The organism is Bellilinea sp., from assembly GCF_053501535.1.
In genome coordinates this window covers 1-23,733 of sequence record NZ_JBRCOK010000109.1, presented here as the reverse complement: position 1 = coordinate 23,733, position 23,733 = coordinate 1, and the positions used below count along the sequence as shown (strand labels likewise).

Sequence of the window (23,733 nt, the reverse complement as noted above, 5' to 3'; positions counted from 1 at the left end):
CAATTTTGTCCTCTCCAAAAGGGGGGTATCCTGTCCGTAACGAACAATTTTTAATGAAAGGAAAGCAAAAATTGATATAATAAATTGTATTAGTCAATAATTATTTCCAGAGGAGGTGAATCACTTAAAAACATCATGCTTAATTATGCCGGTCGGGTTATTGATTACTGTTCCTTTCCCGTTATTTGATCAGATTTGGAGAAAAAATGAAAAAAACAGCCTCTTATATTTTGACTTTTTTGATAATTCTCTCCCTTGGGGTTGGTCTATTGCCCAACTCAACCGTTCAAGCCAGTCAGCCAAAAGTTGCTTTTTGGCTGACTGTTTTACATAACAATGACGGAGAGTCGGACTTAATCAATCTTGGAAGGGGGTTAGAAGATTTTGGCGGTGCGGCGCGTTTCAAAACAATGGTGGATAGATTGAAGTGGGATGCCGTCCACGGTAAGCCGCCGGTTCCTTCTGCCCCGCGCAGTGTGGTGATGGTCTCCTCTGGCGATAATTTTTTGGCTGGGCCGGAATTCAATGCCAGCCTTGAAAAAGGCGTGCCATTTTATGACAGCATCGCTATGGACTTAATCGGATATGATGCGATTGCGCTGGGCAATCACGATTTTGATTTTGGCCCGGATGTTCTGGCAGACTTCATTCAAGGTTTTTCGGTATCGAAACCGCCTTTCCTGAGCGTCAATCTGGACTTCTCGGCTGAGCCGCGCCTGCAGGAATTGAAAAATCAGAAAAGGATTGCAGCCAGCACAACTGTAAAGACTCCCGCCGGACGGGTTGGCATTATTGGAGCAACTACTCCAATGCTTCCATACATCTCCAGCCCGCGCAACGTGCGTGTCAATGATATGGTTGCCGAAGCAATCATGGCAGAAGTTCGCAGGCTGGAAGCAATGAAAATCAACAAAATCATCCTGATCAGCCACCTGCAAAGCATTACCGAAGACCTTTCAATGGTGCCTTACCTGTCCGGAATTGATATCATCATCGCTGGCGGTGGCGATGAGGTGCTGGCCAATCCCGGGCAAGTGCTGGTACCGGGTGACGAAACCCGTATTTTTGGCTCCTACCCCTTATGGGCAACCGATTCCATCGGTGTTCAGGTGCCGGTGGTGACAACCGCTGGTAGTTATTCCTATGTGGGGCGGTTGGTAGCGGGCTTCGACAAAGCCGGCAATCTGGTCATGATTGATGAGTCTCAAAGCGGCCCGGTGCGGGTTGCCGGCGGCAATCAACCGGATGCAGTTCCGCCCCATCCAGAAGTGCAGAGCAGAGTGGTTGAGCCGCTGATTGAGGCACTCAATGAAATGAGCATGAATGTGATTGGGGTCTCCGAAGTGCCATTGGACGGCACAAGAACCAACATTCGCAGCCGGGAAACGAATTTAGGCAATTTGACTGCCGATGCCTTGCGGTGGCAGGCTGCTCAACTGGCGGGCTTATACGGGGTGAGTGTGCCGCAGGTGGCTCTCCAAAATGGCGGCGGTATTCGGAATGCCTCCGTTATTCCGGCAGGCAACATTACCGAATTGACCACTTTCTCGATTTTGCCCTTCCCCAACTTTGTTTCAATTGTGGAAGGAATATCCAGAGATCAGTTCAAGCAAATTTTGGAGAATGCCGTTTCGCGGGTGGAGTTTGGGGATGGGCGTTTTGCCCAGATTTCCGGTTTCCGCTTCACCTGGGATCCGGCCGGTACCGCTCAAATACTGGATTCAAATGGAAATATCGTCACGGTTGGTTCGAGGGTCAGGGATGTATTCCTGGATGACGGCACCCAGGTTGTTGGAGATGGCAGTGTCATCCCCGGGCCGGATTTGACGGTAGCGACGATTGATTTTCTGGCGCGGGGTGGTGATCAGTATCCCTTCCGGGGGGCTGCCTTTACTACTGTGGGTGTCACTTACCAGCAATCCCTTCGGAATTACATTCAATCTGGTTTGGGCGGCGTAATTACCGCTGCCCAGTATCCTGAAGGCGGCCAGGGGCGGATTACCCGTCTGCCTTAAAGCGTGATTTCCCCCTAATTTTTTTGAGGCCACTTAACCGGCTCACTCCCGTTGGGTAAAATGAAACAGGAGTGAGCCGCTAATCGGATGATCGATGTGAAATTTCTCAATAAGCCTCCAAGTATTTTGTCATGGACATGGATGGTCTTGCCTGTTCTGCTGGCGTTTGTGTTTCATCCCGTGCGGGGACAGTCTCAACAGCCGGCGGAAATTTGTTCCATGCCGTTTCAACCGGTGGCGTTACCCCTGACGGAACTGGGGGGGGATGCGTATGTACGGATGGAAGGTCAGGCAACCGGTTTTAGGGGCGGATTGTATCCGAACGGAAGCAACAAGCGCCCGGCGCAGCACGAAGCCGCCGGTTTGGATTTATCCCGCCAGATTCAACCGCTGGCCACCGACGGGCGGGTGGATGATCAAAATGGGCGGATTTTGTTCATTTCGATTGGCATGTCCAACACTGCAACCGAGTTCGGGGCTTTCAGTCGGCTGGCTGAGCAAAAAGCGGAACTCAATCCGAAGGTGGTGTTGTTGAATGGGGCTTTGCCCAACCAGATTGCAGAGCGCTGGAGCAACCCTGAAGGGATAGCCTGGCAGGAACTGGATAGGCGAATAACCGGCTATGGGTTTTCCTCCCAACAGGTGCAGGTTGCATGGGTTAAGCTGACCAATACCGGCGGGGGAGATTTTCCGCAGAAGGCGTTAGCCTTACAATCGGACTTGCAGGTGATTGTCCAGCATTTGAAGACGAAATTCCCCAATTTGAAACTGGTGTTCCTTTCCAGCCGAACACGTTCTTATACTTACTGGCGGGGGTTAAGCCCGGAGCCGCTGGCCTATGAAACCGGTTTTGCGGTCAAGTGGTTGATTGAGAAGCAAATCCAAGGGGATCCACAGTTGAATTTTAACCCGTCAAATGGGGAGGTCAAAGCATCTTATCTTTCATGGGGACCTTATCTTTGGGCGGATGGGGAGAATCCCCGAAAGGATGGGTTCACATGGCTGGCAAGCGATTTGACAGCGGACTGTACGCATCCATCCACTCAGGGGGCGGAGAAGATAGCCCAACAATTGTGGGAATTTTTCAGCACCGATACGATCAGCCGGGATTGGTTTCTATCCTCGGGTATGGTTGCTTCGCCCATAAAAACAGGCGATTTGACCGATACACCTGGCATTATCCGGGCTACTCCCTCAAAAACGCCTGAACAGAGGAAAGTAGAACTATCCTCGACACTGCCAGCCATTACTCCTTCTACGACCGCCGCACCACCCACGCCGCAGCAGGCTGGCAAGATCGAAGAAAGTCGCCCTGCTGATTCCTTTTCTTTTGAAATGGGACTTTTCCTTCTGGCGGGGCTGGTTGGCGCGAGTATGGTGTTGGGATGGTTGCGGGGTAGAAAAAGAAAATAAACCCGCTAAAAACTATAAAAAAATTATAAAGAACTTTTTACTGATTTTCAGGTATGATGAATTCAATTATTTAGATAAAAAATATTGACAATTTGATATGCGTATTGATTTCCAATCTTCACTTCATCGGTTTTGAAGAATTGGATTCTGGCAGGTTGACGTGCACTTTCGATTCACTGGGTGAACTTCTGAACCGCTGTCGAAACAGGGGGAGATATGCCCAATTTTGAAGTGCACGAAAAGCGCTCAATTTTTGAAAAGGATGGCGTGTGATTGCCGTGTTTGATCGCTCAGGTGTTCGGTTTATCGTATCAGTGCTCATTTTTGTATTCGTTGTGGGGGGAATGACGGTTGGTTTTGCTCCTGATCTGGCTGTTCGGGCGGATGGTCTGGCGGGTTTTGCATTATCGTTTGATGGTACTGATGACATGGTCAACCTTGGCAGGACGGTTGATCTTTTTCCAGACGAGGGGTGGAAGGAAACCAAAACGGTCAGTTTATGGGTAAAACCGGAAGGAACAGCCGATTGTTCGGTCATCAATGGCATCCTGCGCATTGAACCGGCACAGTGTGATAATATCTTTGGAGATTTTGCACGCTGGTGGGGCATCAGCCGCGGACCGACTCAAATTTGGGTGTGGATGGCCTGTTATGATCCGGCTGATCCCAGTACCTATCCTCCTTCTTCGCCAATTCGCCTGATTCAATTCGGATACAATCTGAATGAATGGATGCACATTGCTCTGGTGCATGGCAATGGTTTCCTTTCGGCCTATAAAAACGGCTCTCTGATTGGTTCGGTGAACTGCATCGCAACTGCCCAGCCGCCCGCTCAACCGGTGTTATTTTTTGGCGGTATGATCAAAGCCGACAGTCAGAATCAAAATCATAGTTTTTGGGGATTTCAAGGACAAATTGATGAATTGCGCATCTACTCGACTGCGCTGAGCCAGCAGGAAATTCAGAACACAATGATGACTGAGCTGAACGGCAACGAAGCCGGACTGGTGGCGTATTACAAAATGTCTAATGACAGCGGTTTAATGGTCAGTGATGATAGCGGCAATGGAAAAGACGGTCAATTGATGGACGGAACGACAATTGTAGCGGGTAATGGGACACCGCCATTATGGGTGGTTTCCGGTGCCTTTGACAATATACCCCCCACCGTGGTGCCGTCGCCAACCAGCACGTGGACTTTTACACCTTCACCATCACCTTTACCGCCAACAATAACGCCAACCAGAACGGCAACATTCACCCCTGGTGTGAATCCAACCTTCACCTCTTCCCCTTCACCTGTTCCGCCGACCATTACTACAACCCGAACAGCGACTCCAACATTTACCTGGACACCCGAAATCCCAACGGCTACCATAGCCAATACTCGAACGCCCCGTCCAACATTTACACCGTCACCTTCTCCATTTCCTCCAACGGTGACCAATACCTGGACGCCACGGCCAACGCGCGTAGCACCGACTCAATCCGACATCACACCAACGCGTACGATTGATCCGAACATGGATAATTTTATATTTCTTCCGTTGGTGAGAAAGTAGTTTTGATTTGTTGAATCGAATCTCAAGGTGTTGGGCTTTGTGTAACCACCTTAATCTTTACCCAAAAGGCCTTATCACCCCGGCTGCCCAGACCAAAGACGACCCCCTGCGGGTTCTGCAATTTCCAGTAACTTTCGTATTCGCGCGGTTGTTCGGGGGCTTTCATGTTTACAGAAATATCCACCAATCCATCCGGCGGAACATTCACCGGCAGGTTGAAACTTGGAGGCGCTCCCAGCACATTCCCGGAATCAAAAACCACTCGATAACTGGTCGTCCAGGTACAGGAACCGGTATTTTTCAAACGCCAGGTTTTAATGAAAGTCTGCCCGGGGGCAAATTCGCTGCCATCTGGTACCGTAACATCGCTGACAAATTCAGCCTGTTCGCAGGGCGCTGGATTTTCGGCAGGTGAAGGGGTTGTGGTCATTCTGTCAGATGGAGGTGTTTCTCCCCCTGAAGGGGGGGAGGAAGGTATCATCTGGGCAAACTGGGTGGTTAATGCCGCGACGGTTTGGGCCGCGGCGGTACTGGCAAAATTGCCGGTAGGGGTGAGCGCCTGCCCGGCTTTGGGTAAGTTACAGCCGCCCGTGAAAATCAAGGTCAGGACAGCTGCTAACCCTATAATGATTTGAGGGTGGAGGTTTGGGGTTGAACTTTTCATTGGGTTGCTGGTTTAAGCATAGCCATAAAAACGCCGCCCGTCAAGCGAGCACGGGCGGCAGACAGACTTGTGAGGGCTGGTTTTTATTTTCTGACCATGGGGAGAAACAGGAAGTTGTTCATGTTGGGGTCGAGAGTGCGGGTTGGGGTGATGCTCGGCTGAGGGGTAAAACCCGGCGGTAGACGGGTTGGAGTTGCGGTGGGTGAGGGCGTACTTGTGAAGGTAGCGGTGACCGTAAAGGTGGGTGGCAGGGTGGGTGTAGGGCCGCTCCCAAACAACTCGGACGTAACCCAGAGCGGGTAAGTTCCCGGCGGGTCTTGACCTGCTATGTGAACAAAAGTGCCGTGATTACCGTTGCCGCTGTCGTCACTTAATGTCAGCCCGCTGCCATCGCTCATTTTATAGTAGGCCTTCAAGGCAGACTCGAAAGGAGATGATAACTCATTGTAGATATTGGCTCGGATTTCTTCACCGGATAATGCCCGGTTGTAAACCCGCACCTCGTCAATCAGTCCTTTGAAGAGATATTTCCTATCGGGAGGGGTAAATCCACCGCCAATATGCAGTACGGTCTGATCGGCGGGTCCGCCATCGAAACCAATACTATTTCCACTCTCGCGGCTTCCCGCCAGAAAGCCAAAGCGGTAGGCGTCTAAGCGATTATTATGATGAACCAGGGTGATGTGAATCCATTGGTTGTTTTCGTAAATGATTGGGATTACGTCAAAGCCGCTGGTGGGACTGTTATCGAAATTCCAGACCCAAATGCGATCCTCACCGTTTAAAATTCCGCGATAAATGCCCCAAAAACGCGGGCGGTCACCCACAATTAATTGACAACTACCCGGGTCTGGCCCGGTACATACTGGGGACGGCTCAAGCGGTTTTACCCAAACGCTGATGCTTTTCTTGGACTGCCAGCTCGAATCACCAAAGATTATCACTTCCTTTTTCGTAGCCACATAATTAGACCAGCCGTCAAATTCCAGAGCATAATTTACCGGGTCAGCATAACCGGGAGAGGGCTTTTGGAACAGCATGCCCAGAACCATCAAGATCAAAATTGTGAGAAACAAAACTCTTTTTTGGTGGTGATTTTTGGATATTAACATCGTTAAATTCCTCCCGCTACCCCAACTTACCCCCACAAACACCGATGATTACCGTGAAAAGGAGTTGATAAATCTTTAATTAATTTTATCAGGTTTGTCAACTAATAAGTTTTAGAAAAGTTTGAGAATTGTGATGTTTTCCATCCCTGATCCTTAATCTTTTCAAAGAATGTTCTCAAGCCTGCCACTTTCAAGTAAAATTAGCGGGATGAAGTTCACCGCCTGCCGCATTCCGGATGTAATTCTGATTGAGCCGCGTCTGTTTGGGGATCAGCGCGGTTTCTTCATGGAAACCTACCAGCAAAAAGTATTTGCCGAACAGGGTATCACTGCTCAGTTTGTGCAGGATAATCATTCCGGTTCGCGCCGCGGCACGTTGCGCGGATTGCACTACCAGATTCAGCAGGCACAGGGTAAACTGGTGCGGGTGGTGGCCGGGCAAATTTTCGATGTCGCGGTTGATTTGCGGCGCAGTTCACCAACCTTCGGTCAGTGGGTGGGGCAAGTCCTCTCAGCCGAGAATAAACGCCAGTTGTGGATTCCCCCGGGTTTTGCACACGGTTTTTATGTGTTGAGTGAATGGGCTGAAGTGGTGTATAAAGCCAGTGATTTTTACGCCCCCCAGTGGGAGCGTACCCTTTTATGGAACGACCCGGCGGTGGGAATTGAATGGCCGCTGGAAGGCAGCGCAGAGCTGCTCATTTCTGAAAAAGACCGCGCTGGTTTACCTCTGGCGCAGGCCGAAACCTACCCATGATTTGATGGAGGAGCGATGCAAAATATTCTGGTAACCGGCGGTGCGGGCTTCATCGGTTCTAATTTCGTTCATTACCTGCTGAAGGTTAATTCAAGCGTCCGGATTGTCAATCTGGATGCATTGACCTATGCCGGCAGTCTGGAAAACCTGAAAGGATTGGCGGATGAAAGCCGTCACCTGTTTGTCCAAGGGGATATTTGTGACCGCTCTCTGGTGGAGCGACTGCTGCATGAACATGAGATTGATACGCTGGTGCATTTTGCGGCCGAATCACATGTGGACCGCTCCATTCATGGTCCCGGTCAGTTTGTTCAGACCAATATTGTCGGCACCTACACCTTGCTGGAAGCCTGCCGTCAATACTGGCTGAAAGAGGGCTTTGCTAATTCGCATACGGTGCGTTTCCACCACGTTTCGACCGATGAAGTATTTGGCTCGCTCAAGCCGGATGATCCACCCTTCCGCGAGGATACCCCTTATGCCCCCAATTCACCCTATTCCGCTTCCAAAGCGGCCAGTGATCATCTGGTACGGGCTTATTTTCACACCTACGGATTGCCGGTCACCATCTCCAACTGTTCCAATAATTACGGCCCCCGTCAATTTCCGGAAAAGTTGATCCCGCTGATGATTCTCAATGCGCTGGAAGGCAAGCCGCTGCCGGTTTACGGGGATGGCAAACAAATCCGCGATTGGCTGCATGTGCAGGATCACTGTGAAGCGATCTACCGCATCCTGGAAGAGGGTAAGGTCGGTGAAACCTACAATATTGGCGGCAACAATCAACCCACCAACCTTGAAATCATCCAGCAGATCTGCGCCATTCTGGATGAACTGCGCCCTGAATCACCCTACCGCCCGCACTTTCAATTAAAACAGCATGTTACCGACCGCCCCGGTCACGACCGGCGCTATGCAATGGACATCCGAAAAATCGAAGGTGAGTTGGGCTGGAAGCCCCGCTTTGAGCTGGCCAGCGGCTTGCGTCAAACGGTTGAGTGGTATTTGGATAACAGCCAGTGGGTTGCTGCTATTCGTCAACAGCAGGAATATCAGGCCTGGCTGATGAAAAATTACGCTGAACGAGGAGAAGCAAAATGAAGGGAATTATTCTTGCTGGGGGAAAAGGAACCCGTCTTCACCCACTGACCATTGTAACCAGCAAACAATTGCTGCCGGTCTATGACAAGCCGATGGTGTACTATCCTCTTTCAATGTTGATGCTGGCCGGAATCCGTGAGGTGCTGGTGATCAGCACACCCGAAGATTTACCTTCCTTCCGGCGTCTGCTGCGCGATGGCGATCAGTGGGGAATGAAGTTCAGCTACGCCGAACAGGATCAGCCGCGCGGGCTTGCAGATGCTTTCCGGGTTGGAAGGGATTTTGTCGGCAGTGATTCGGTCTGTCTGATTTTGGGGGATAACATCTTCTTCGGTCATGGCTTGCCGGCGGTGCTGAGATCCATGGCGGCGCGGGTGAGCAACGGCGGCGGTGCGGCAATTTTCGCCTATCCGGTGCAGGATCCATGGCGTTATGGTGTGATTGAATTTGATGCGGATGGAAAAGCCCTCAGTTTGGAGGAAAAACCGGCTAAGCCCCGTTCGAACTATGCCGTGCCGGGCATGTATTTCTATGATAATCAAGTGATTCGGATTGCGGCTGAATTGAAACCATCCCCGCGCGGTGAACTGGAAATCACGGATGTGAATTTGACTTATATGCAGATGGGGCAGTTATATGTCCAGGAACTGGGGCGCGGGGTGGCCTGGCTGGATGCCGGTACGCATGAATCCCTGCTGCAAGCGGCGGCATTCATTCAGACGGTTGAGGAGCGGCAGGGGATGATGATTTCCAGCCCGGAGGAAATTGCATACCGAATGGGCTTCATTGACCGTGAGCAGCTGCGCCGGCTGCTGGATGAATTGGGCAACAGTACCTACCGCTCCCGGTTGGAAACGCTTTTGAAATAACGGCTTTACCTTTCCATTGCCAGTTTCAGGGCTTCATCCCAGCGGGGCAGGCGCAAGCCAAAAGTCCGGTAAAACCTGGAGCAATCCAGCGCAGTAAAGAGCGGCCGCTGCGCCGGGGTGGGAAAATCGGCAGTGCTGGCGGGCAGCACCTGGCGGGTTTTTTGTTCCTCTCGTTCTGGATCCAGTTCAAGGATTTTTTGCACCCATTCCAACCGACTGGCAGATCCATCTCCGGCCAGGTGATATACGCCGCGCGTCTTTTCCAGATAATCGAAGAAACGGCCGTTGGACTTTGCCAGCGCCAGGCTGATCATTTGAGAAAGCAACCGCGCCCAGGTGGGCGATCCGACCTGATCCTCCACAATTTTCAGGGTTTCCTGTTGACGACTCCAGGTCAGCACGCGGTGAACAAAATCATTTGCCCGCCGGCTGTATAACCATGCGGTTCGCAGCACCCAGCAGGCAGGGGCCTTGGTGAGCACCTCCTGCTCTCCGGCCAGTTTGGAGCGGCCATAGTGATTGACCGGATTGGTGGGGTCTTCTTCGGTGTATGGGCGGCTCTGGCTGCCGTCAAATACGTAGTCTGTGGATACATGAATCAGCCCGCAGCCGAGGTGTGAAGCCAGCCGTGCCAGTTGTTCCACCGCATGAAAATTGATTTGATCGCACAATTCGGGTTCGCTTTCGGCTTTGTCCACATTGGTGTAGGCGACAGCGTTGACAATCAGTTCGGGTTGCAGGGACTCGAGCAGTGAAATCAGTTCGGCCGGACGGGTAAAGTCAATTTGTGGATAATCGAGCGCGGTTACTTTACCGAGCGGTTGTAAATCGCGGTTTAATTCCCAACCGAGCTGTCCGATTTTACCCAACAGAACGATGTTTGATTGTGCGGCCATGAAAATCACCTTTTTGCAGCGAGATTAATTGAGGAAATTATAACATTGCGCCTGTCAGAACGTTTTGATGTGGTTCGTAGTAAAATCATGACAATGAGCAAAGGTGATGGGTATCAATCTCCGTTCAGCTGGCGGTACGGCTCCCCGGAAATGCGGCAAATTTGGGGGGAGGAAGAAAAACGCCGTCTCTGGCGGCGTATCTGGCTGGCGCTGGCAGAAACGCAGGCCCACTTTGGGCTGGTTGGTGAGGAGCAGGTAAACGACTTGCGCCGTAACGTGGAGAGGATTGATCTGGCGCGTGCGCAGGAAATCGAAGCCCAAATTCAACACGATTTGATGGCGGAATTGAAAACCTTTGCCGAGCAATCACCACTGGGTGGCGCAATATTGCACCTGGGTGCTACTTCGATGGATATCGAGGATAATGCCGAGGTTTTGCGTTTGCGCGTGGCCCTGGATTTGCTTTTGAAACATTTGAAAGGGGTTCTTTCCCTGTTTGCCGAACGGATTGCCCAGACGGCTGAACTGCCGGTGATGGGCTTCACCCATCTGCAGCCGGCTGAGCCGACCACCCTGGGCTACCGGCTGGCATTTTACGCACAGGACCTGCTCACGGAGTGGTGTTCTCTGCGCCAGTTGAGAAATCAGCTGCGCGGCAAGGGATTCAAAGGCGCGGTTGGTACGGCGGCCGCCTATGCGGATTTGATCGGCCTGGAAAATCTGCCGGCATTCGAGGAAATCCTGAGCCATAAACTGGATTTACCCTTTTACGCAGTGACTTCGCAGGTTGCGCCGCGCATGCAGGAATACCGCCTGATCAGCCAGCTGGCCGGAGTGGCAGCGGTGTTGAATAAATTTTCTTTCGACCTGCGCTTTTTACAATCACCGCCGTTGGGGGAGTGGCAGGAGCCATTTGGTGAGCGGCAAGTCGGTTCTTCGGCGATGCCCTTTAAGCGAAATCCGATTCTGGCGGAAAAAGTGAATTCACTGGCGCGTTCGCTGGCGTTGATGCCGCAAGTGGCATGGGGTAATGCCGCCTTTTCGTTGCTAGAGCGGACGCTGGATGATTCTGCCAACCGCCGCTCGCTGCTGCCGGAGAGTTTCCTGATTGCAGAGGAAATGCTGATCACCACCCGGCGCATTTTGAAGGGCTTGCGGTTTGACGAGGCAGCCATTCAACGCAATTTGTACCGCTATGCGCCCTTTGCGGCAACCGAAAGGGTGCTCATGGCGCTGGTCAAGCGGGGCGCAGACCGGCAGGCAATGCACGAGCGCCTGCGCGGTCTTTCACTCGCCGCGTGGCAGGCGGTTCAGAACGGACAGGAAAACCCGCTGCTGGCATTTTTATGTGAGGATGAGCAGATTGGTGCTATTCTCGGCAGCGACCAAGTTAGACAGCTGATGAACGTAGAGGCTTATCTGGGAATTGCCGGGCAGCAGGCACGCCGTTTGGCAGAGCAAATTCGCGAAGAAATCGAGGAGAAAGCAGAGGAGCAAGAAGCATGAAACAGGCAGAAATTGGGATATATGGATTAGGGGTGATGGGCTTTAATCTGGGGCGCAATTTTCAACGCAATGGTTTTCGCGTAGCCGTGTACAACCGTTCGCCGGAAAAAGTGCGTTTATTTGTTGAGCAGCCCGCCCCCGGTGCGACCCCGTTGGGCGCTGCCAGTTTAGCCGAATTAACCGCTATGCTGGAAAGACCCCGTCGGCTGCTGCTGATGCTGCCGGCCGGCAAGACGGTAGACCAGGCGATTGAGGATGTGTTGCCTTATCTGGAACCGGGCGATATTCTGATTGACGGCGGTAATTCGTATTTTCTGGACAGCGATCGGCGCAGTCTGAATCTGGCTGAGAAAGGGATTCACTTTATTGGGATGGGCGTTTCCGGCGGGGAGGAGGGTGCGCTTTGGGGTCCGAGCCTGATGCCGGGTGGTTCGCCGGCGGCCTGGCAGGTATTACAGCCCATGTTGATGGCAGTGGCTGCCAAAGCCGAGGATGGGGCTGCCTGTGTCAGTTACATTGGCCCGCGCGGGGCCGGTCATTATGTCAAAATGGTTCATAACGGCATTGAATACGGCGATATGCAGTTGATCGCCGAAGCCTATGAGGTGCTGCGGCGGGTGTTGGGTCTGACCGCAAGTCAGTTAAGTGGGATTTTCAACCGGTGGAATGAAGGTGAATTGAAATCTTTTTTGATCGAAATCACTGCCAAAGTGCTGGCAAAGGTGGATGAGGAAACCGGACAACCGCTGGTGGACCTGATATTGGATGAGGCTGAGCAGAAAGGCACCGGAAAATGGACTGCCCAGAACGCGTTCGATATAGGGGCGGCAGTGCCGACCATTGACGCAGCCGTTTACAGCCGCATCCTTTCTGCAATGAAGGCGGAGCGCGTTCATGCCAGCACAATTTTCAGCCATGCCGCGCCATCCTATACGGGCAGCAGCGAGGATCTCATTCAAGCCGTGCGCGAGGCGTTATATGCCAGCAAAATCCTTTCCTACGCGCAGGGTATGGCGATGCTGCGTCTGGCTTCAGCTGAGTACGATTACGCTTTCAATCTGGCAGAACTGGCGCGCATCTGGCGGGCGGGCTGTATCATCCGTGCCAGCCTGTTGAATGACATTACTGCTGCCTATCAGGAAAATGCCAGCCTGCAAAACCTGCTGCTTTCGCCCTACTTCAGCGAGGCAGTTAACCGCCGTCAGCAATCCTTGCGCAGGGTTGTCATGGTTGCGATTGAACAGGGCATTGCCGTACCGGGCATGTCCGCTTCGCTGGCCTACTTTGATGCCTACCGCAGTGAACGGCTTCCGGCGAATTTGATTCAAGCCCAGCGGGATTTCTTTGGAGCGCACACTTACCGTCGGGTTGACAAAGCGGGTGTTTTTCACACCCGCTGGGAAGATTGAATCCCCATTTGTGGCGCTGGCCGGTCAGTTTATTGCAATACGTGCTGGCGGTACCAGTCAATTGTTGCGGTTAATGCCTCTTGCAGAGGGGTTGCCGTTTGACCGAAGGCGTTGGTGTATTTGCTGCAGTCCACCACAAAAGGTTTTTCAAATTCATACATCATTTCCACTGATTCGCGTGCTTCGGGAATTAACAAACCGCCAATTGCCATCATGAATCTTCCCATCCCACTGATTTTTGGAGGCTTACCCAGAATTTCAAAAATCATCTCACCCAATTCGCGTTGAGTTACAGCCGGGGCGGTAGGGACATGCCAGGCCTGTCCGTAGGCTCGATCTTCTTGTGCCAGCCTGACCAGCGCTTTGCCAAAGTCTTTGATATAAGTATAACTGTGGGGCAGATCGAGATTTCCGACAAAACTGGTGGTTTTACCCCGCAAGGCAGGGACGAACACTCGTTCACCCAGGGTGGAAGCCAGCACACGGGGGCCGAAAAAGTCCGAAGCGCGCCCAATCACGACCGGCAGTATGCCTTTCTGGTGGGCATCCAGCGCGGCCTGTGCCATCCTGGCCCGCAGTTGACCTTTGCGGGTGGTGGCAGCGTAGGGCAAATTTTCATGGATAGGTCCATCAACCTCACCGTACATATACAGGTTTTCCCCGATGATCAGACGTGCGCCAGCCGCGGCGCTGCCTTCCAGAATGTTTTGCTGTAGAGATGGAAATTTTTCCACCCACTGGTGATAGGGCGGCTGGGCGCATTGATAAACATAGCCGGCAGCATTGCAGGCTCGAATTGCCTGTGCCCGGTCGTAAATATCGGCTTGCACAACCTCAACCTGATCAGGTACTTCGGCTTTACCGCTGCGGTTAACCACCCGTACCTCAGCACCTTGTTGGAGCAGTTCATCCACAACCGAAAGCCCCAGCGGTCCGCTACCGAAAACAACATGAAGGCTAGAATTTTTTGACATGACTTAACTCCTGAAGAAAATGATTACAAAATATGAACAAGTTCACGAAACAATGCTGGCAGTTCACCGCAGGGGTTCTTTACAGATTCATCAAGTCCATCAAGCGTTCGATTTCAAAGCGGTAAAATGCGGCTGGATCGCTGACCAGCGGTTGAATATGATTGAAAAGTTCCAGCATAATCATCCCATGAATGTGATACCAGCCAACGATGCCGATATACACCACCTTTTCGGGCAGGAAGGGTTGAAAATCCTGCATGGACTGTGAAAAGCGAATCTGTACCTGGGGCGGAAGGTTTTCCAGAAAGTTCGGGTATGGGCGGTTTTCATGACGGTAGGCGCGCTCGAGAATGCGCAGGATGGGGGCAAAGACTTTGCCGGCCGTTGGGGCGGTGACCGCTTCCTCGGCCTGATAACCGGGGATGGGATTGCCAAAGATTAACTGAAAATCCACCGGGTGATCCAGCGCCCAGCGCCGGTAACTGAGCAAAACCTGCAGCAAACCTTCCCGCGCCGGCTGATCGCCAAAACGGGCGGCGGTTTCTTCCAGCGCTGCGGCTAAAGCCTGATAGGCATCCACAATCAGCGCAGTGATCAGGGCATCCCGGCTTTCAAAATAGCGGTACAATGCCGGCCCGCTCATGCCCATTTGTCTGGCAATTGCGTTCAGTGAAAGGCTGGCAGTTCCGCCTTCCGCCATTTGAAGGCGGGCAAGGCTTTTGATTTCGTCCATCGTGATTTGGCGGAATTTTTCTCTTCTGGTCATAGTGTTTCATCTTTGTTATAATATATAACTTATGTTATTATATATTGCGTAATTTGTCAAGGGATATTGGGGCGGAATTGGGAAAACCGGCTGGTCAATGTTGGAAAATGTGTTAAAGGTACATATTTCATCGGCTAAAGAGTTCACAACGGGGGTAAAATAGTGGCTGATTGGGCTTACAGGAAAAAACTGGCCGGCGGTATGTCAAATCCCTGCTTGCACATCCCCAAAAACATCGCAGCGATTTCAGGCGTGGCAGGAGTGGGACGGAAATTAGACCGTCCCTTCAATACTCATCAGCGGAGGCAACCTTGAAAACCCATATTGCTGATAGGATACTTTCACAAAAACGGCGGGAGTGCATCCTGCCAGCGGCTTATCCCCTCGGTTTCGAGATGAACAAAGCCATCTCCGAATTCGCCACCGATACCGATACGCAAATTCAGGTTCTTGAAGAGGCGGCTCAGCGCTTTGGAGGAGCATTTCTTCTGCCGGTTTGGGATCGGATGATTGAGGCCGAGGCGTTCGGTTCGCCGCTTAATATGGATGCCAATACCCCTCTCGGCGCGGCGGCTGCAACAGTTGTTTCTCAGCGGGATGTGGACGCGTTGATTATTCCCCGGCCGGGTCATAAACGGACTACGGTAACGCTGGCAGTGCCCCGCCTGCTCAAAGAACGCTTACCTGAACCAAAGCCGTTTGTTCTGGGGATCATGAACGGCCCGCTGGCAGTTGCCCGCCAGCTGATTGGGGAGGACGCCTGGGATGAAATATTGAATGAGCAGCCGCCGGTGCTGGATGCGCTGTTGGATAAAATCATGCGGTTCTTACCGGATTATGCCCATGCCTTTTCTTTCAACGAAGCCGATGGGGTCATTCTCAGTGAGCCGCTGGATGAAAGCCTGACCGCCGAACAGCGCGAGCGCTTTTCACTGCGCCATATTCAGCGGCTGGTTGGGGAGGTGCAGAATCCGCGTTTTGCTTTTATTCTTCATAATTCACTGGCGGATTTGGAACAGATCAGCCAGTTGACGACGAGCGGTGCAGCGGGGTACTGGTTTGGCAGCCGGGCGGATTTGGCGGCTGCTGCACACCGGCTGCCTGAACAGGCGCTTCTGATCGGTAATCTGTCCATAAACCAGATGACAGAGTCCTCGCCGCAGGCGGTTCATCAGGAAACCCTGAATTTGTTGAATGCGATGCGAGACTTCCCCAATTTCATCCTTGCACCGGAGGATGATTTACCGCCCCACACTCCTCTGGCAAATCTGCAGGCGTTGATGGATGCGTTGAATGAGTACAACAGCGGCGTTTAGCCGCTGGACTGACGGCGTTTCTGTTCCACAATTCCCCCGCTGGCACCGCGGTCCGTTGTGTTCTTCAGAAACTCAGCCGTACTGATTTCCTCAATTTGCGGTGTCAGGATGGGCAGAATCAACAGTTGCCCGACTGCATCCCCGGCTTCAAACACGAGCGGTTCATCGGTCGGATTTGCGACCTTGACGAGAATTTCACCCTGGTAGCCGGCATCAACCACGCCTGCGCCCAGCAGATGATTGCTGCGGCCTTTCGGTTTCAGTAAACCGACAAATCCGGCGGGAATTTGTACGCCGATGCCGGTTGGTATGATGCCGAACTGATGCGGGGGTATCTCGACCCTCTCTGCGGCATACAAGTCCATGCCGGCATCTTCGGCATGTTTGCGAGTGGGCAAATGGGCGTCCGCCCGCAGGCGGGCAATCCGGATTCGCTCCATTTTTCTAAACCGAAGCAGGCGGATTATTTACCGCGCCGCATGCGCAGCCACGCGCTGGTGATAAATGCCAACGTGGTAAAGGCGGTCAGGTAAATCTTGGTGAAATCCACCACCGGTTTGACCTGAACACCCTGCTCATTGGCGACAATCACCGCTACCGGCCGGGCAAAGGTCTTACCGCCACCGCCGCCGCCTGAACCACTACCCTTGTTTTCCTCGCTAACGCCAGCACCGCTGCCAATTCCAAAGCCCATAATGCTGACTACTTCGGCTGCCGGCAGGATGAGGTTGCCCTGATGTTTGATGGTTTCACCAAAAACGGCGTTCACATCCGCGGTTGCCATGAATTGATCCATGGTATCCTGAATGGTTTCCAGGGCTGCAGATGCCAGCGCGTTTTCGTTTTCGGGGAGGGTGGCTTCGGATGTGTTTTCAGTTTCAGAAGCGCTCATTGGTTAACTCCTTTTATAAATCAATTTCAGCAAGAAGAGCAGGAATAACCCGCTCAGAATGATGATTACTTGAATGATGCGGGTCAAATCATGTACAGGCAAAAATTGGGTTTCCCCCTGCGGGGTTTGAACCTGAACCCCGACCGGTCGGTTCCAGATGATGCCGAATTGGGCGGAAGGTACAAAGCGGAAGGCCTGTGCAACCGGGCTGATCTGGTAACCGCGCCATTTGACCGGTGGACGGTTTGTGTTTTGGAGAGTCATTTTCGTCTCCTTTAGTGGATATATTCATCATTATACCGGCAGAGGGGGGAATTTGGCGAATTTCTATCCCTTCAATTGAATGGATTGCAGCAATGTATTGGGCTGCGGGCGGTCGGTGGGGTCGTGGCTGTAATAAGCCAGCACGATCTGACCGTTCTGATCGAGGATAAAATCACCCCCCAATTGATGAAGATCACCGCCGGTGGCGATCAATTTTTCACCGCGCAATAATTTTTGGGCATAAAACCACAGGGTCGGCAAATTCCAGGTGCGTCGGATGGAACGCTGCAGGCCAAAAGCCTGATACAGGTTTTTTTGCGGGTCGAGCAGGATTGTAAAATGAATCTGGGTTGTTTCCCTCCAGCGTTCCAGCCAGTAACCCTCTTCAAAGGTAACAAGGGCAATAGATATACCGTTTTGTTCAAATTCGGGCTGAGCGCTTTGCAACTGCAAAGCATGTTCGCGGCAGGGAATTCAACCCAGATGGCGCAGAAAGACCAGCAGCAGATAGGTGTTTCCGTGCAGTAAGTCGGAAAACGAGTAGATTTTGCCGTCTGCTGCCGGCAAAGTGAACGGCACAATCCGATCCCCCGGCTGCAGCAACTTCATGTTTTTCAGGCTTCCACGCGAACGCCACGCCAGAAAGCCACGTAATCCTTAATCTGGCGGGCAGCCTCTTTGGGGTTGGGGTAATACCAGGCAGCATCCGGGTTACTTTGTCCGTTGACCACAATGGTGTAATAACTGGCTTCACCCTTCCACGGGCAGGTGGTATGGGTTTCGCTCTTTACAAAATAATCCCAGTTGACGGTAGACGGGGGGAAGTAATGGTTGCCTTCAATGATGATGGTTTGGTCGCTTTCCGCCAAAACGGTATTGTTCCAGATTGCTTTTGCCATGCTGTTTTAACCTCTTACTTGTGATTGGATGGTGAATGGAATAGTTTTTCCCCAGCGCGAATGGGTACGGACAACCGATTTTCTGGGGGTGTCAGCGGACAAGACCAGTCATCGTTATAGGCGCAGTAGGGGTTGTAGGCCAGGTTGAAGTCCACAATAAACCGGTTTTGTCCAAGCCCTTCCGGCTCCAGATAGCGTCCGGCGGGGTAGGTTTCTACGCCTGCCAGGCTATCCACAAACGGCAGAAAGTAGCCGTATTGATTACCGTACAGCGTTAATTCGACCTTTTGCCCCTCCACTTCAAACGAAAAACGTCCCAGGCGGGCATACACCTGCACATCGCCGGTATTGGTGAGAATTTCCACATTTTTCCGCTCTGCGAATGGTGTCAGGGTCAGCGTGAAACGCAGGGCGGGGTTGGGTGGAAAGTAGTTTAACCCCTGAAAGACAGCCTTTTGATCTTCCCGCAGGGGGCTTTGCGGGTGAGCGGCGAAAAATTCATCCTTTTCCCGGCGAGTGGCTTGATAATCCATAACAATCTCCATCTTATTTTTAACCGAAACGGGTCTTGTTTGCAGGATTCCGGGCTTCAAAACCTTATACACTGGTTTCGCACAGTAAATTTTTTCCGACTTTTTTCGAAGTAGACAGAGCAGAGTCCACGTTGTTCTGTCTTTTCAGACATGGCAGATGGGCAATATCTTACCTCATCCTGAAGATGCGTGAGATAAAAGCCTCTCCATTAATGGGTAAAAAACCGATGTTTTCTTAAGCAACGTCAATTTGGGATAAATCATTTTTACATCAACTTTCGAATTTTCGTCCCCCTCCCGCCTCCCCCAAAATCGCCCTTGCGATTTTGGGGGAGGTGCAGGTGGGGGTAATGATCACTGCTTGCCAGGTTTTGATCTTATCCCGAACTCACGTTAACCAGATTTTTGGCGATGTTCAGCCAACCAGCGGCGGATTTCGGCCGGCTGCCATGTATTCAGCACCTGCGACGCACTCACCCATGCCCGCCGTGCAACCGATACACCGTATTCCGCCAGTTCCAGATCCGCTGGACTGTGCGCATCGGTGTTGATGCTCAACAAAATACCCAGTTCGATAGCCCGCCGTGCGTGAACCTCGTCCAGATCCAGACGAGAAGGATTGGCGTTGATTTCGAAGGCAACGTTTTCTTCTCGGGCAGCAGTCAGGATGACTTCCCAATCCAGGTCGGCTCCTTCGCGGTTGGGCAACAGCCGTCCGCTGGGGTGACCGATGATATCCACGTGCGGGTTGCGAATGGCACGCAGCAAGCGGGCAGTAATTTCCTCGCGTGGCTGGCGCAGGCTGACATGCAGGGACGCAATGACAATATCCAGTTCGGCCAGCACGTCATCCGGCAAATCCAGACTGCCATCGGCTTTAATTTCCACTTCCGCACCCTGCAAGAGGGTGAATTCATCGCCCAATTCGGCCTGCACGGCGTCAATTTCTTTCCGCTGCTGGCGCAGGCGGTCGGCATCCAATCCGTTGGCAATTCCCAAGGAGTGGGTATGGTCGGTGACGGCCAGTACCTTCAGGCCGCGTGCCTGAGCGGCTTTGGCCATTTCACGGATACTTAAAGCTCCGTCGCTCCAGGTGGAATGGCTGTGCAGGTCAGCGCACAGATCCGCCGGGGTGATCAGCTCAGGCAGACGGTGATTCAGCGCCGCCTGAATCTCACCGCGGTCTTCGCGCAGTTCAGGGGGAATCCACTCCAATCCCAGGGCCTGATACAGTTCAGTTTCGCTGGAAAAAAGCTGCTCCTGTCCGTCGGGTGTGGTAATCCCATGTTCAGAAAGCGACAGTCCTCTGTGCTGCGCCAGTTCGCGCAGGTGCACGTTGTGTTCTTTGGAGCCGGTCACAAATTGCAGCAAAGAACCAAATTTTTCTTCTGGCTGCAGCCACAACTGGATATTGAGACCGTTGCTCAATTCAATGCTGGATTTATTTTCACCGTGTGCCAGAACACGGACGACCTCGGGATGATGGACAAAAGCGTCCATGATTGCAGCTGGATTGTCGGCGGCTGCCACGAGGTCGAGATCGCCGATGGTGGGCTTCCAGCGACGCAAACTGCCAGCCAGTTCAGCCTGCCGTATGCCGGGAAGCGCACGCAGCCATTTCAGCCAGCGCAAGCCGATTGGGCGTACTGTGCCAAGCAGCATGCGTTTGCTGCGCCGGCGCAACGCCTCGATGCCGGCCAGGATGCGCTGCTCGGACTTTTCGCCTATCCCCGGCAGGCGGCGCAAGTGACCATCACGCGCAGCTGATTCAAGATCCATCAGCGAAGTAATATCGGCCTGTTTCCAGAACAGCGCCACTTTTTTCGGGCCAACATCCGGTATTTCGAGTAATTCCAACAGGGTAGGGGGGACTTCCTCTTCCAGCCTTTCCAGAAAACCCAATCTGCCGGTGGTGAGCAGTTCCTCAATTTTTTCGGCAATGGCTTTGCCAACGCCGGGAATTTCGGTCAGCTTGCCCTCGCGGTACAAATCGCTGGCTTCGCGCGGAAATGTGCGCAGACTTTCTGCCGCGCGCCGGTAGGCCAGGGTTTTATAAACCACCTCGCCGTTGATTTCCAACAGGTTGGCGATGCGCTCGAAGATTTCCGCCAGTTGCTGATTGTTCATGCCAGTTATTATACAATAGAGCTATGAACACAATCCAATACCTTGATATTACCCGTCCAACTTTACTGATTGACCCGCATAGGGTACATGCCAACATCCAGCGCATGATCGAAAAAGCCCGCCGCGCAGGGGTGCGTCTTCGCCCCCATTTCAAAACACACCAGTCAGCTCAGGTGGGGGAGTGGTTTCGCGCTGATGGTGTACAGGCGATTACCGTTTCCTCGCTGGATATGGCGGCCTATTTTGCCGATCATGGCTGGAGGGATATTCTGGTGGCGTTCCCGCTCAATCTGCGTCAAATCGAATTGGTGCGGCGGTTGAGCGAATCGATCCGGCTCGGCGTGCTGGTGGAATGCGCCGCGCATGTGGAAGCCTTAGCCGCCGCAGTGGATCATACTGTGGATGTATGGATTAAGATTGACAGCGGAAGCCGCCGCACCGGGCTGGCATGGGATGACCCTCAGCAGATTGTTGATTTGGCCTGCAAAATCCGCAACTACCCGGTTTTACACCTGCGGGGATTACTGACCCATGCCGGTGAGACGTATCACAGCCGGCATCCTGCTGAAGTGGTGCAGCGCTTTCAGCGCAGCAACCTGCGCATGAACGAAGTGCGCCAATTTTTGGAGCAGAACGGCATTGACGGTTTGGAAATATCGGTGGGTGATACGCCCGGCTGCAGCCTGAGCAATGATTTTGAGGGGGTGGATGAAATCCGCCCGGGGAATTTCGTCTTTTACGATGCTCAGATGGCTCGGCTGGGAGCCTGCCGGGAAACGGACATCGCCGCGGTGGTCGCCTGTCCGGTGGTGGCCACACACCCCGAACGGGGTGAGGCGGTAATTTACGGCGGGGCAATTCACTTTTCCAAAGACGGCCTGCAAGAAAACGGGCAAACCCTGTACGGCTGGGCGGTACTGCTCACTGAGGAAAGCTGGTCGCCGCGGGTAAAGCAAGGCGCTCTGGTGCGCCTTTCTCAGGAGCATGGCATTGTACACCTGCCTGCGGATGTGCTGGCAACCCTCTCGGTGGGAGATTTAATCGGGGTGATTCCGGCGCACGTCTGCCTGACCGTTTCGGCGCTGGGGGTTTATCGCACCTTGCAGGGCGAATGGATTGAGACTCTGGTCAGGGCATAAGCACCAGCGGCACAGGGGTGAATACCAGTACAAAGACGATCAGAGTGAGCAGTCCCAGGCGTTTTCGACGCGCATCCAGTTCGGTGATCTGGTCAAGCGGTTCGGCATAAACCCGCCCAAAAAGAAAAATCAACACGGCCCACAGCCACCAGCCAGCCCAGACGAAACCCAGCAATCCCAACGCCAGAAGCACCAGCGGGTAGATGCGGCGGGCACGTTCGCGCCCGAAGAGCACATACAGCAGATGTCCGCCATCCAGTTGACCGGCAGGAATCAGATTCAGGGAAGTGATCAGAATACCACCCCAGCCGGCCCATGCCACTGGATGCAGCAAAACATCCATTCCACCGTAGGGCAGCGGTTGACCGGTGAAGAAATAACGCACCCAGAAAAGGAGGGGTGAAAGTCCGCTGTAATCGGCTGGGGCAGGTAAAAACTGACCGAATACCACAAATTTGAGCAGCAGGTAGAGGATGGAATTGCCTTCCAGTTGAGTCTGTCCCAAACCGCTGCCCAGCGGTGCGGCTGGCAACGGAGAGAGCTCGGAAAGCGACAACCCGATCAGCACAACCGGAATGGCCACAACCAGCCCGGCCAGCGGCCCGGCAATGCCGATATCCATCAGCACACGCCGGTTTTTGGGCAATTCTTTCATATTGATAAAAGCGCCCAGCGTTCCAAACGGGCTTAGCGGGAAGGGCAGCGGCAAAAAATAAGGCAGACTGACGGCTGCTCCGTGCCGTCTGCCAACCAGATAATGCCCAAATTCATGTGCGCTGAGAATTGCCAGTAGACTGATGGCAAACGGCCAGCCTCCGCTGATCATGGCCCAGATAAATTCCACAGCGTTGCCGGGCATTTCTTTCAGGCTGAGCATTCCACCGGTAAACCAGACACTGATCAGGGTTAATATAAAGAAAATCAGGTTTGTGCGTGGGTTGGACGAGCGCGGCGCCTGACGGCTGGTGACCAGGATAACCGTCTGACGGTTGTTTTCATAACGAAAGAGGGGGGTCAAGCCAAGCGGTGCAACGGCCTCTGCCAGCCGATCATAGGCTTCGGCGGTATCCGGTAGCAGGATGCGCCCGTGGTACTTGATGACATACCCTTTGCGTTCGTCGCCAAAGGTTGTGTCTTCAATGAAGAAGATACGGCGGACTGCCAGTTCAATTCGTTCAAAAAGCAAGGGTTGGTCTTCCATGGACAGGATATTCCTCGTGTAAATACAGATAATGTTCAAGGCGGGAATGGATGGGAGTCGAACCCACCGCGGCCCGCAACGCGACCCGCCACCGGTTTTGAAGACCGGGGAGCCCACCGGGACCCTACCACTCCCGCATTTAAGCATACTCCAGCGCGGCTTATTCGTCAAACCTTCTGATCAGGGTGAGATGGCTTTCTCAAAGTCGAAAACGGTCAAACAGCAGCCGGCGGGTGCTAACCGATGTCTATTCGGAATAATCCACTGATGCGTCCAATCGAGCGATTTTGCCCCCTCCTGCGCCTCCCCCAATATCGC

At 52.9% G+C, this 23,733-nt stretch carries 24 protein-coding genes and 1 tRNA gene; 10 read left to right on the top strand and 15 right to left on the bottom strand.

Annotated features, from left to right (window positions below; translation table 11 throughout):
• Positions 1–206 precede the first annotated feature (206 nt).
• The 3 genes from ACWIZX_RS10665 to ACWIZX_RS10655 all read left to right on the top strand — a co-directional run bounded on the left by ACWIZX_RS10665 (position 207) and on the right by ACWIZX_RS10655 (position 4,990).
• On the top strand, positions 207–2,015 hold the full coding sequence (locus ACWIZX_RS10665; RefSeq protein WP_448335753.1) for a bifunctional metallophosphatase/5'-nucleotidase: 1,809 nt from the start codon (positions 207–209) through the stop codon (positions 2,013–2,015).
• 141 nt (positions 2,016–2,156) lie between these two features.
• Entirely contained in the window at positions 2,157–3,428 is a 1,272-nt protein-coding gene (locus ACWIZX_RS10660) for a hypothetical protein (RefSeq protein WP_448335752.1), read from the top strand.
• A gap of 344 nt (positions 3,429–3,772) precedes the next feature.
• The gene (locus ACWIZX_RS10655) at positions 3,773–4,990 is read left to right on the top strand and encodes a LamG domain-containing protein (protein WP_448335751.1); all 1,218 of its coding nucleotides are present in this window, start codon (positions 3,773–3,775) and stop codon (positions 4,988–4,990) included.
• Positions 4,991–5,012: 22 nt separating this feature from the next.
• On the opposite strand, the gene ACWIZX_RS10650 is transcribed toward ACWIZX_RS10655, so the two are convergent.
• Both ACWIZX_RS10650 and ACWIZX_RS10645 read right to left on the bottom strand, forming a co-directional pair.
• Positions 5,013–5,654 (bottom strand): NBR1-Ig-like domain-containing protein, encoded by a 642-nt coding sequence (locus ACWIZX_RS10650; protein ID WP_448335750.1) that lies wholly within the window; start codon positions 5,652–5,654, stop codon positions 5,013–5,015.
• Between the two features lie 83 nt (positions 5,655–5,737).
• The gene (locus ACWIZX_RS10645) at positions 5,738–6,694 is read right to left on the bottom strand and encodes a LamG domain-containing protein (RefSeq protein ID WP_448335749.1); all 957 of its coding nucleotides are present in this window, start codon (positions 6,692–6,694) and stop codon (positions 5,738–5,740) included.
• Positions 6,695–6,974: 280 nt separating this feature from the next.
• On the opposite strand from ACWIZX_RS10645, the gene rfbC reads away from it, so the two are divergent.
• From rfbC to rfbA, 3 genes are read left to right on the top strand one after another with little or no spacing between them, the layout of a single operon-like run.
• Positions 6,975–7,523: a dTDP-4-dehydrorhamnose 3,5-epimerase gene (gene rfbC / locus ACWIZX_RS10640; RefSeq protein WP_448335748.1), complete on the top strand. Its 549-nt coding sequence runs from the start codon at positions 6,975–6,977 to the stop codon at positions 7,521–7,523.
• Between the two features lie 15 nt (positions 7,524–7,538).
• Complete coding sequence (rfbB, locus tag ACWIZX_RS10635; protein ID WP_322791523.1) at positions 7,539–8,624, top strand: dTDP-glucose 4,6-dehydratase; 1,086 nt, start codon at positions 7,539–7,541, stop codon at positions 8,622–8,624.
• Positions 8,621–9,493 (top strand): glucose-1-phosphate thymidylyltransferase RfbA, encoded by an 873-nt coding sequence (gene rfbA / locus ACWIZX_RS10630; protein ID WP_448335747.1) that lies wholly within the window; start codon positions 8,621–8,623, stop codon positions 9,491–9,493. Before rfbB ends, rfbA begins: the two co-directional genes overlap by 4 nt.
• A 5-nt stretch (positions 9,494–9,498) precedes the next feature.
• Here rfbA and rfbD read toward each other — a convergent pair whose 3' ends face one another.
• Positions 9,499–10,389: a dTDP-4-dehydrorhamnose reductase gene (rfbD, locus tag ACWIZX_RS10625; protein WP_448335746.1), complete on the bottom strand. Its 891-nt coding sequence runs from the start codon at positions 10,387–10,389 to the stop codon at positions 9,499–9,501.
• Between the two features lie 45 nt (positions 10,390–10,434).
• On the opposite strand from rfbD, the gene purB reads away from it, so the two are divergent.
• Positions 10,435–11,895, top strand: coding sequence for an adenylosuccinate lyase (gene purB, locus ACWIZX_RS10620; protein ID WP_448335745.1), 1,461 nt, complete (start codon positions 10,435–10,437; stop codon positions 11,893–11,895).
• Positions 11,892–13,304, top strand: coding sequence for an NADP-dependent phosphogluconate dehydrogenase (gene gndA / locus ACWIZX_RS10615; protein ID WP_448335744.1), 1,413 nt, complete (start codon positions 11,892–11,894; stop codon positions 13,302–13,304). The genes purB and gndA overlap by 4 nt, the downstream gene beginning before the upstream one ends.
• A 29-nt stretch (positions 13,305–13,333) precedes the next feature.
• Here the strand turns inward: gndA and ACWIZX_RS10610 are convergent, their stop codons facing one another.
• Both ACWIZX_RS10610 and ACWIZX_RS10605 read right to left on the bottom strand, forming a co-directional pair.
• Entirely contained in the window at positions 13,334–14,278 is a 945-nt protein-coding gene (locus tag ACWIZX_RS10610) for an SDR family oxidoreductase (RefSeq protein WP_448335743.1), read from the bottom strand.
• 79 nt (positions 14,279–14,357) lie between these two features.
• On the bottom strand, positions 14,358–15,044 hold the full coding sequence (locus tag ACWIZX_RS10605; protein WP_448335742.1) for a TetR/AcrR family transcriptional regulator: 687 nt from the start codon (positions 15,042–15,044) through the stop codon (positions 14,358–14,360).
• Between the two features lie 311 nt (positions 15,045–15,355).
• Between ACWIZX_RS10605 and ACWIZX_RS10600 the strand changes: the two genes are divergently transcribed.
• A complete protein-coding gene (locus ACWIZX_RS10600) occupies positions 15,356–16,360 on the top strand; it encodes a uroporphyrinogen decarboxylase family protein (protein WP_448335741.1) in 1,005 nt (334 codons plus the stop codon).
• On the opposite strand, the gene ACWIZX_RS10595 is transcribed toward ACWIZX_RS10600, so the two are convergent.
• The 8 genes from ACWIZX_RS10595 to polX all read right to left on the bottom strand — a co-directional run bounded on the left by ACWIZX_RS10595 (position 16,357) and on the right by polX (position 21,075).
• Entirely contained in the window at positions 16,357–16,800 is a 444-nt protein-coding gene (locus ACWIZX_RS10595; protein ID WP_322791450.1) for a dUTP diphosphatase, read from the bottom strand. The two genes, ACWIZX_RS10600 and ACWIZX_RS10595, sit on opposite strands and share 4 nt — an antisense overlap.
• Positions 16,801–16,823: 23 nt before the next feature.
• A complete protein-coding gene (locus ACWIZX_RS10590; RefSeq protein WP_448335740.1) occupies positions 16,824–17,252 on the bottom strand; it encodes a spore germination protein GerW family protein in 429 nt (142 codons plus the stop codon).
• Between the two features lie 3 nt (positions 17,253–17,255).
• Positions 17,256–17,516 carry a hypothetical protein gene (locus ACWIZX_RS10585; protein ID WP_322791448.1) on the bottom strand — a complete coding sequence of 87 codons (261 nt, stop codon included), beginning with the start codon at positions 17,514–17,516 and terminating at the stop codon, positions 17,256–17,258.
• Between the two features lie 63 nt (positions 17,517–17,579).
• The gene (locus ACWIZX_RS10580) at positions 17,580–17,990 is read right to left on the bottom strand and encodes an AhpC/TSA family protein (RefSeq protein WP_448335778.1); all 411 of its coding nucleotides are present in this window, start codon (positions 17,988–17,990) and stop codon (positions 17,580–17,582) included.
• Entirely contained in the window at positions 17,991–18,125 is a 135-nt protein-coding gene (locus tag ACWIZX_RS10575; RefSeq protein WP_322791447.1) for a hypothetical protein, read from the bottom strand. It lies immediately after the preceding gene.
• 5 nt (positions 18,126–18,130) lie between these two features.
• Positions 18,131–18,415: a DUF427 domain-containing protein gene (locus ACWIZX_RS10570; RefSeq protein ID WP_322791446.1), complete on the bottom strand. Its 285-nt coding sequence runs from the start codon at positions 18,413–18,415 to the stop codon at positions 18,131–18,133.
• Positions 18,416–18,429: 14 nt separating this feature from the next.
• A complete protein-coding gene (locus ACWIZX_RS10565; RefSeq protein ID WP_448335739.1) occupies positions 18,430–18,948 on the bottom strand; it encodes a DUF1684 domain-containing protein in 519 nt (172 codons plus the stop codon).
• Between the two features lie 393 nt (positions 18,949–19,341).
• Positions 19,342–21,075, bottom strand: a complete 1,734-nt coding sequence (gene polX, locus ACWIZX_RS10560) for a DNA polymerase/3'-5' exonuclease PolX (protein ID WP_322791444.1) — start codon at positions 21,073–21,075, stop codon at positions 19,342–19,344.
• A 23-nt stretch (positions 21,076–21,098) separates the two neighbouring features.
• On the opposite strand from polX, the gene ACWIZX_RS10555 reads away from it, so the two are divergent.
• A complete protein-coding gene (locus tag ACWIZX_RS10555; RefSeq protein ID WP_448335738.1) occupies positions 21,099–22,214 on the top strand; it encodes an alanine racemase in 1,116 nt (371 codons plus the stop codon).
• On the opposite strand, the gene ACWIZX_RS10550 is transcribed toward ACWIZX_RS10555, so the two are convergent.
• The gene (locus ACWIZX_RS10550) at positions 22,204–23,415 is read right to left on the bottom strand and encodes a site-2 protease family protein (protein WP_448335737.1); all 1,212 of its coding nucleotides are present in this window, start codon (positions 23,413–23,415) and stop codon (positions 22,204–22,206) included. The genes ACWIZX_RS10555 and ACWIZX_RS10550 overlap by 11 nt on opposite strands.
• Before the next feature lie 41 nt (positions 23,416–23,456).
• A tRNA-Sec gene (locus ACWIZX_RS10545) sits at positions 23,457–23,550 on the bottom strand.
• Between the last annotated feature and the right edge of the window lie 183 nt (positions 23,551–23,733).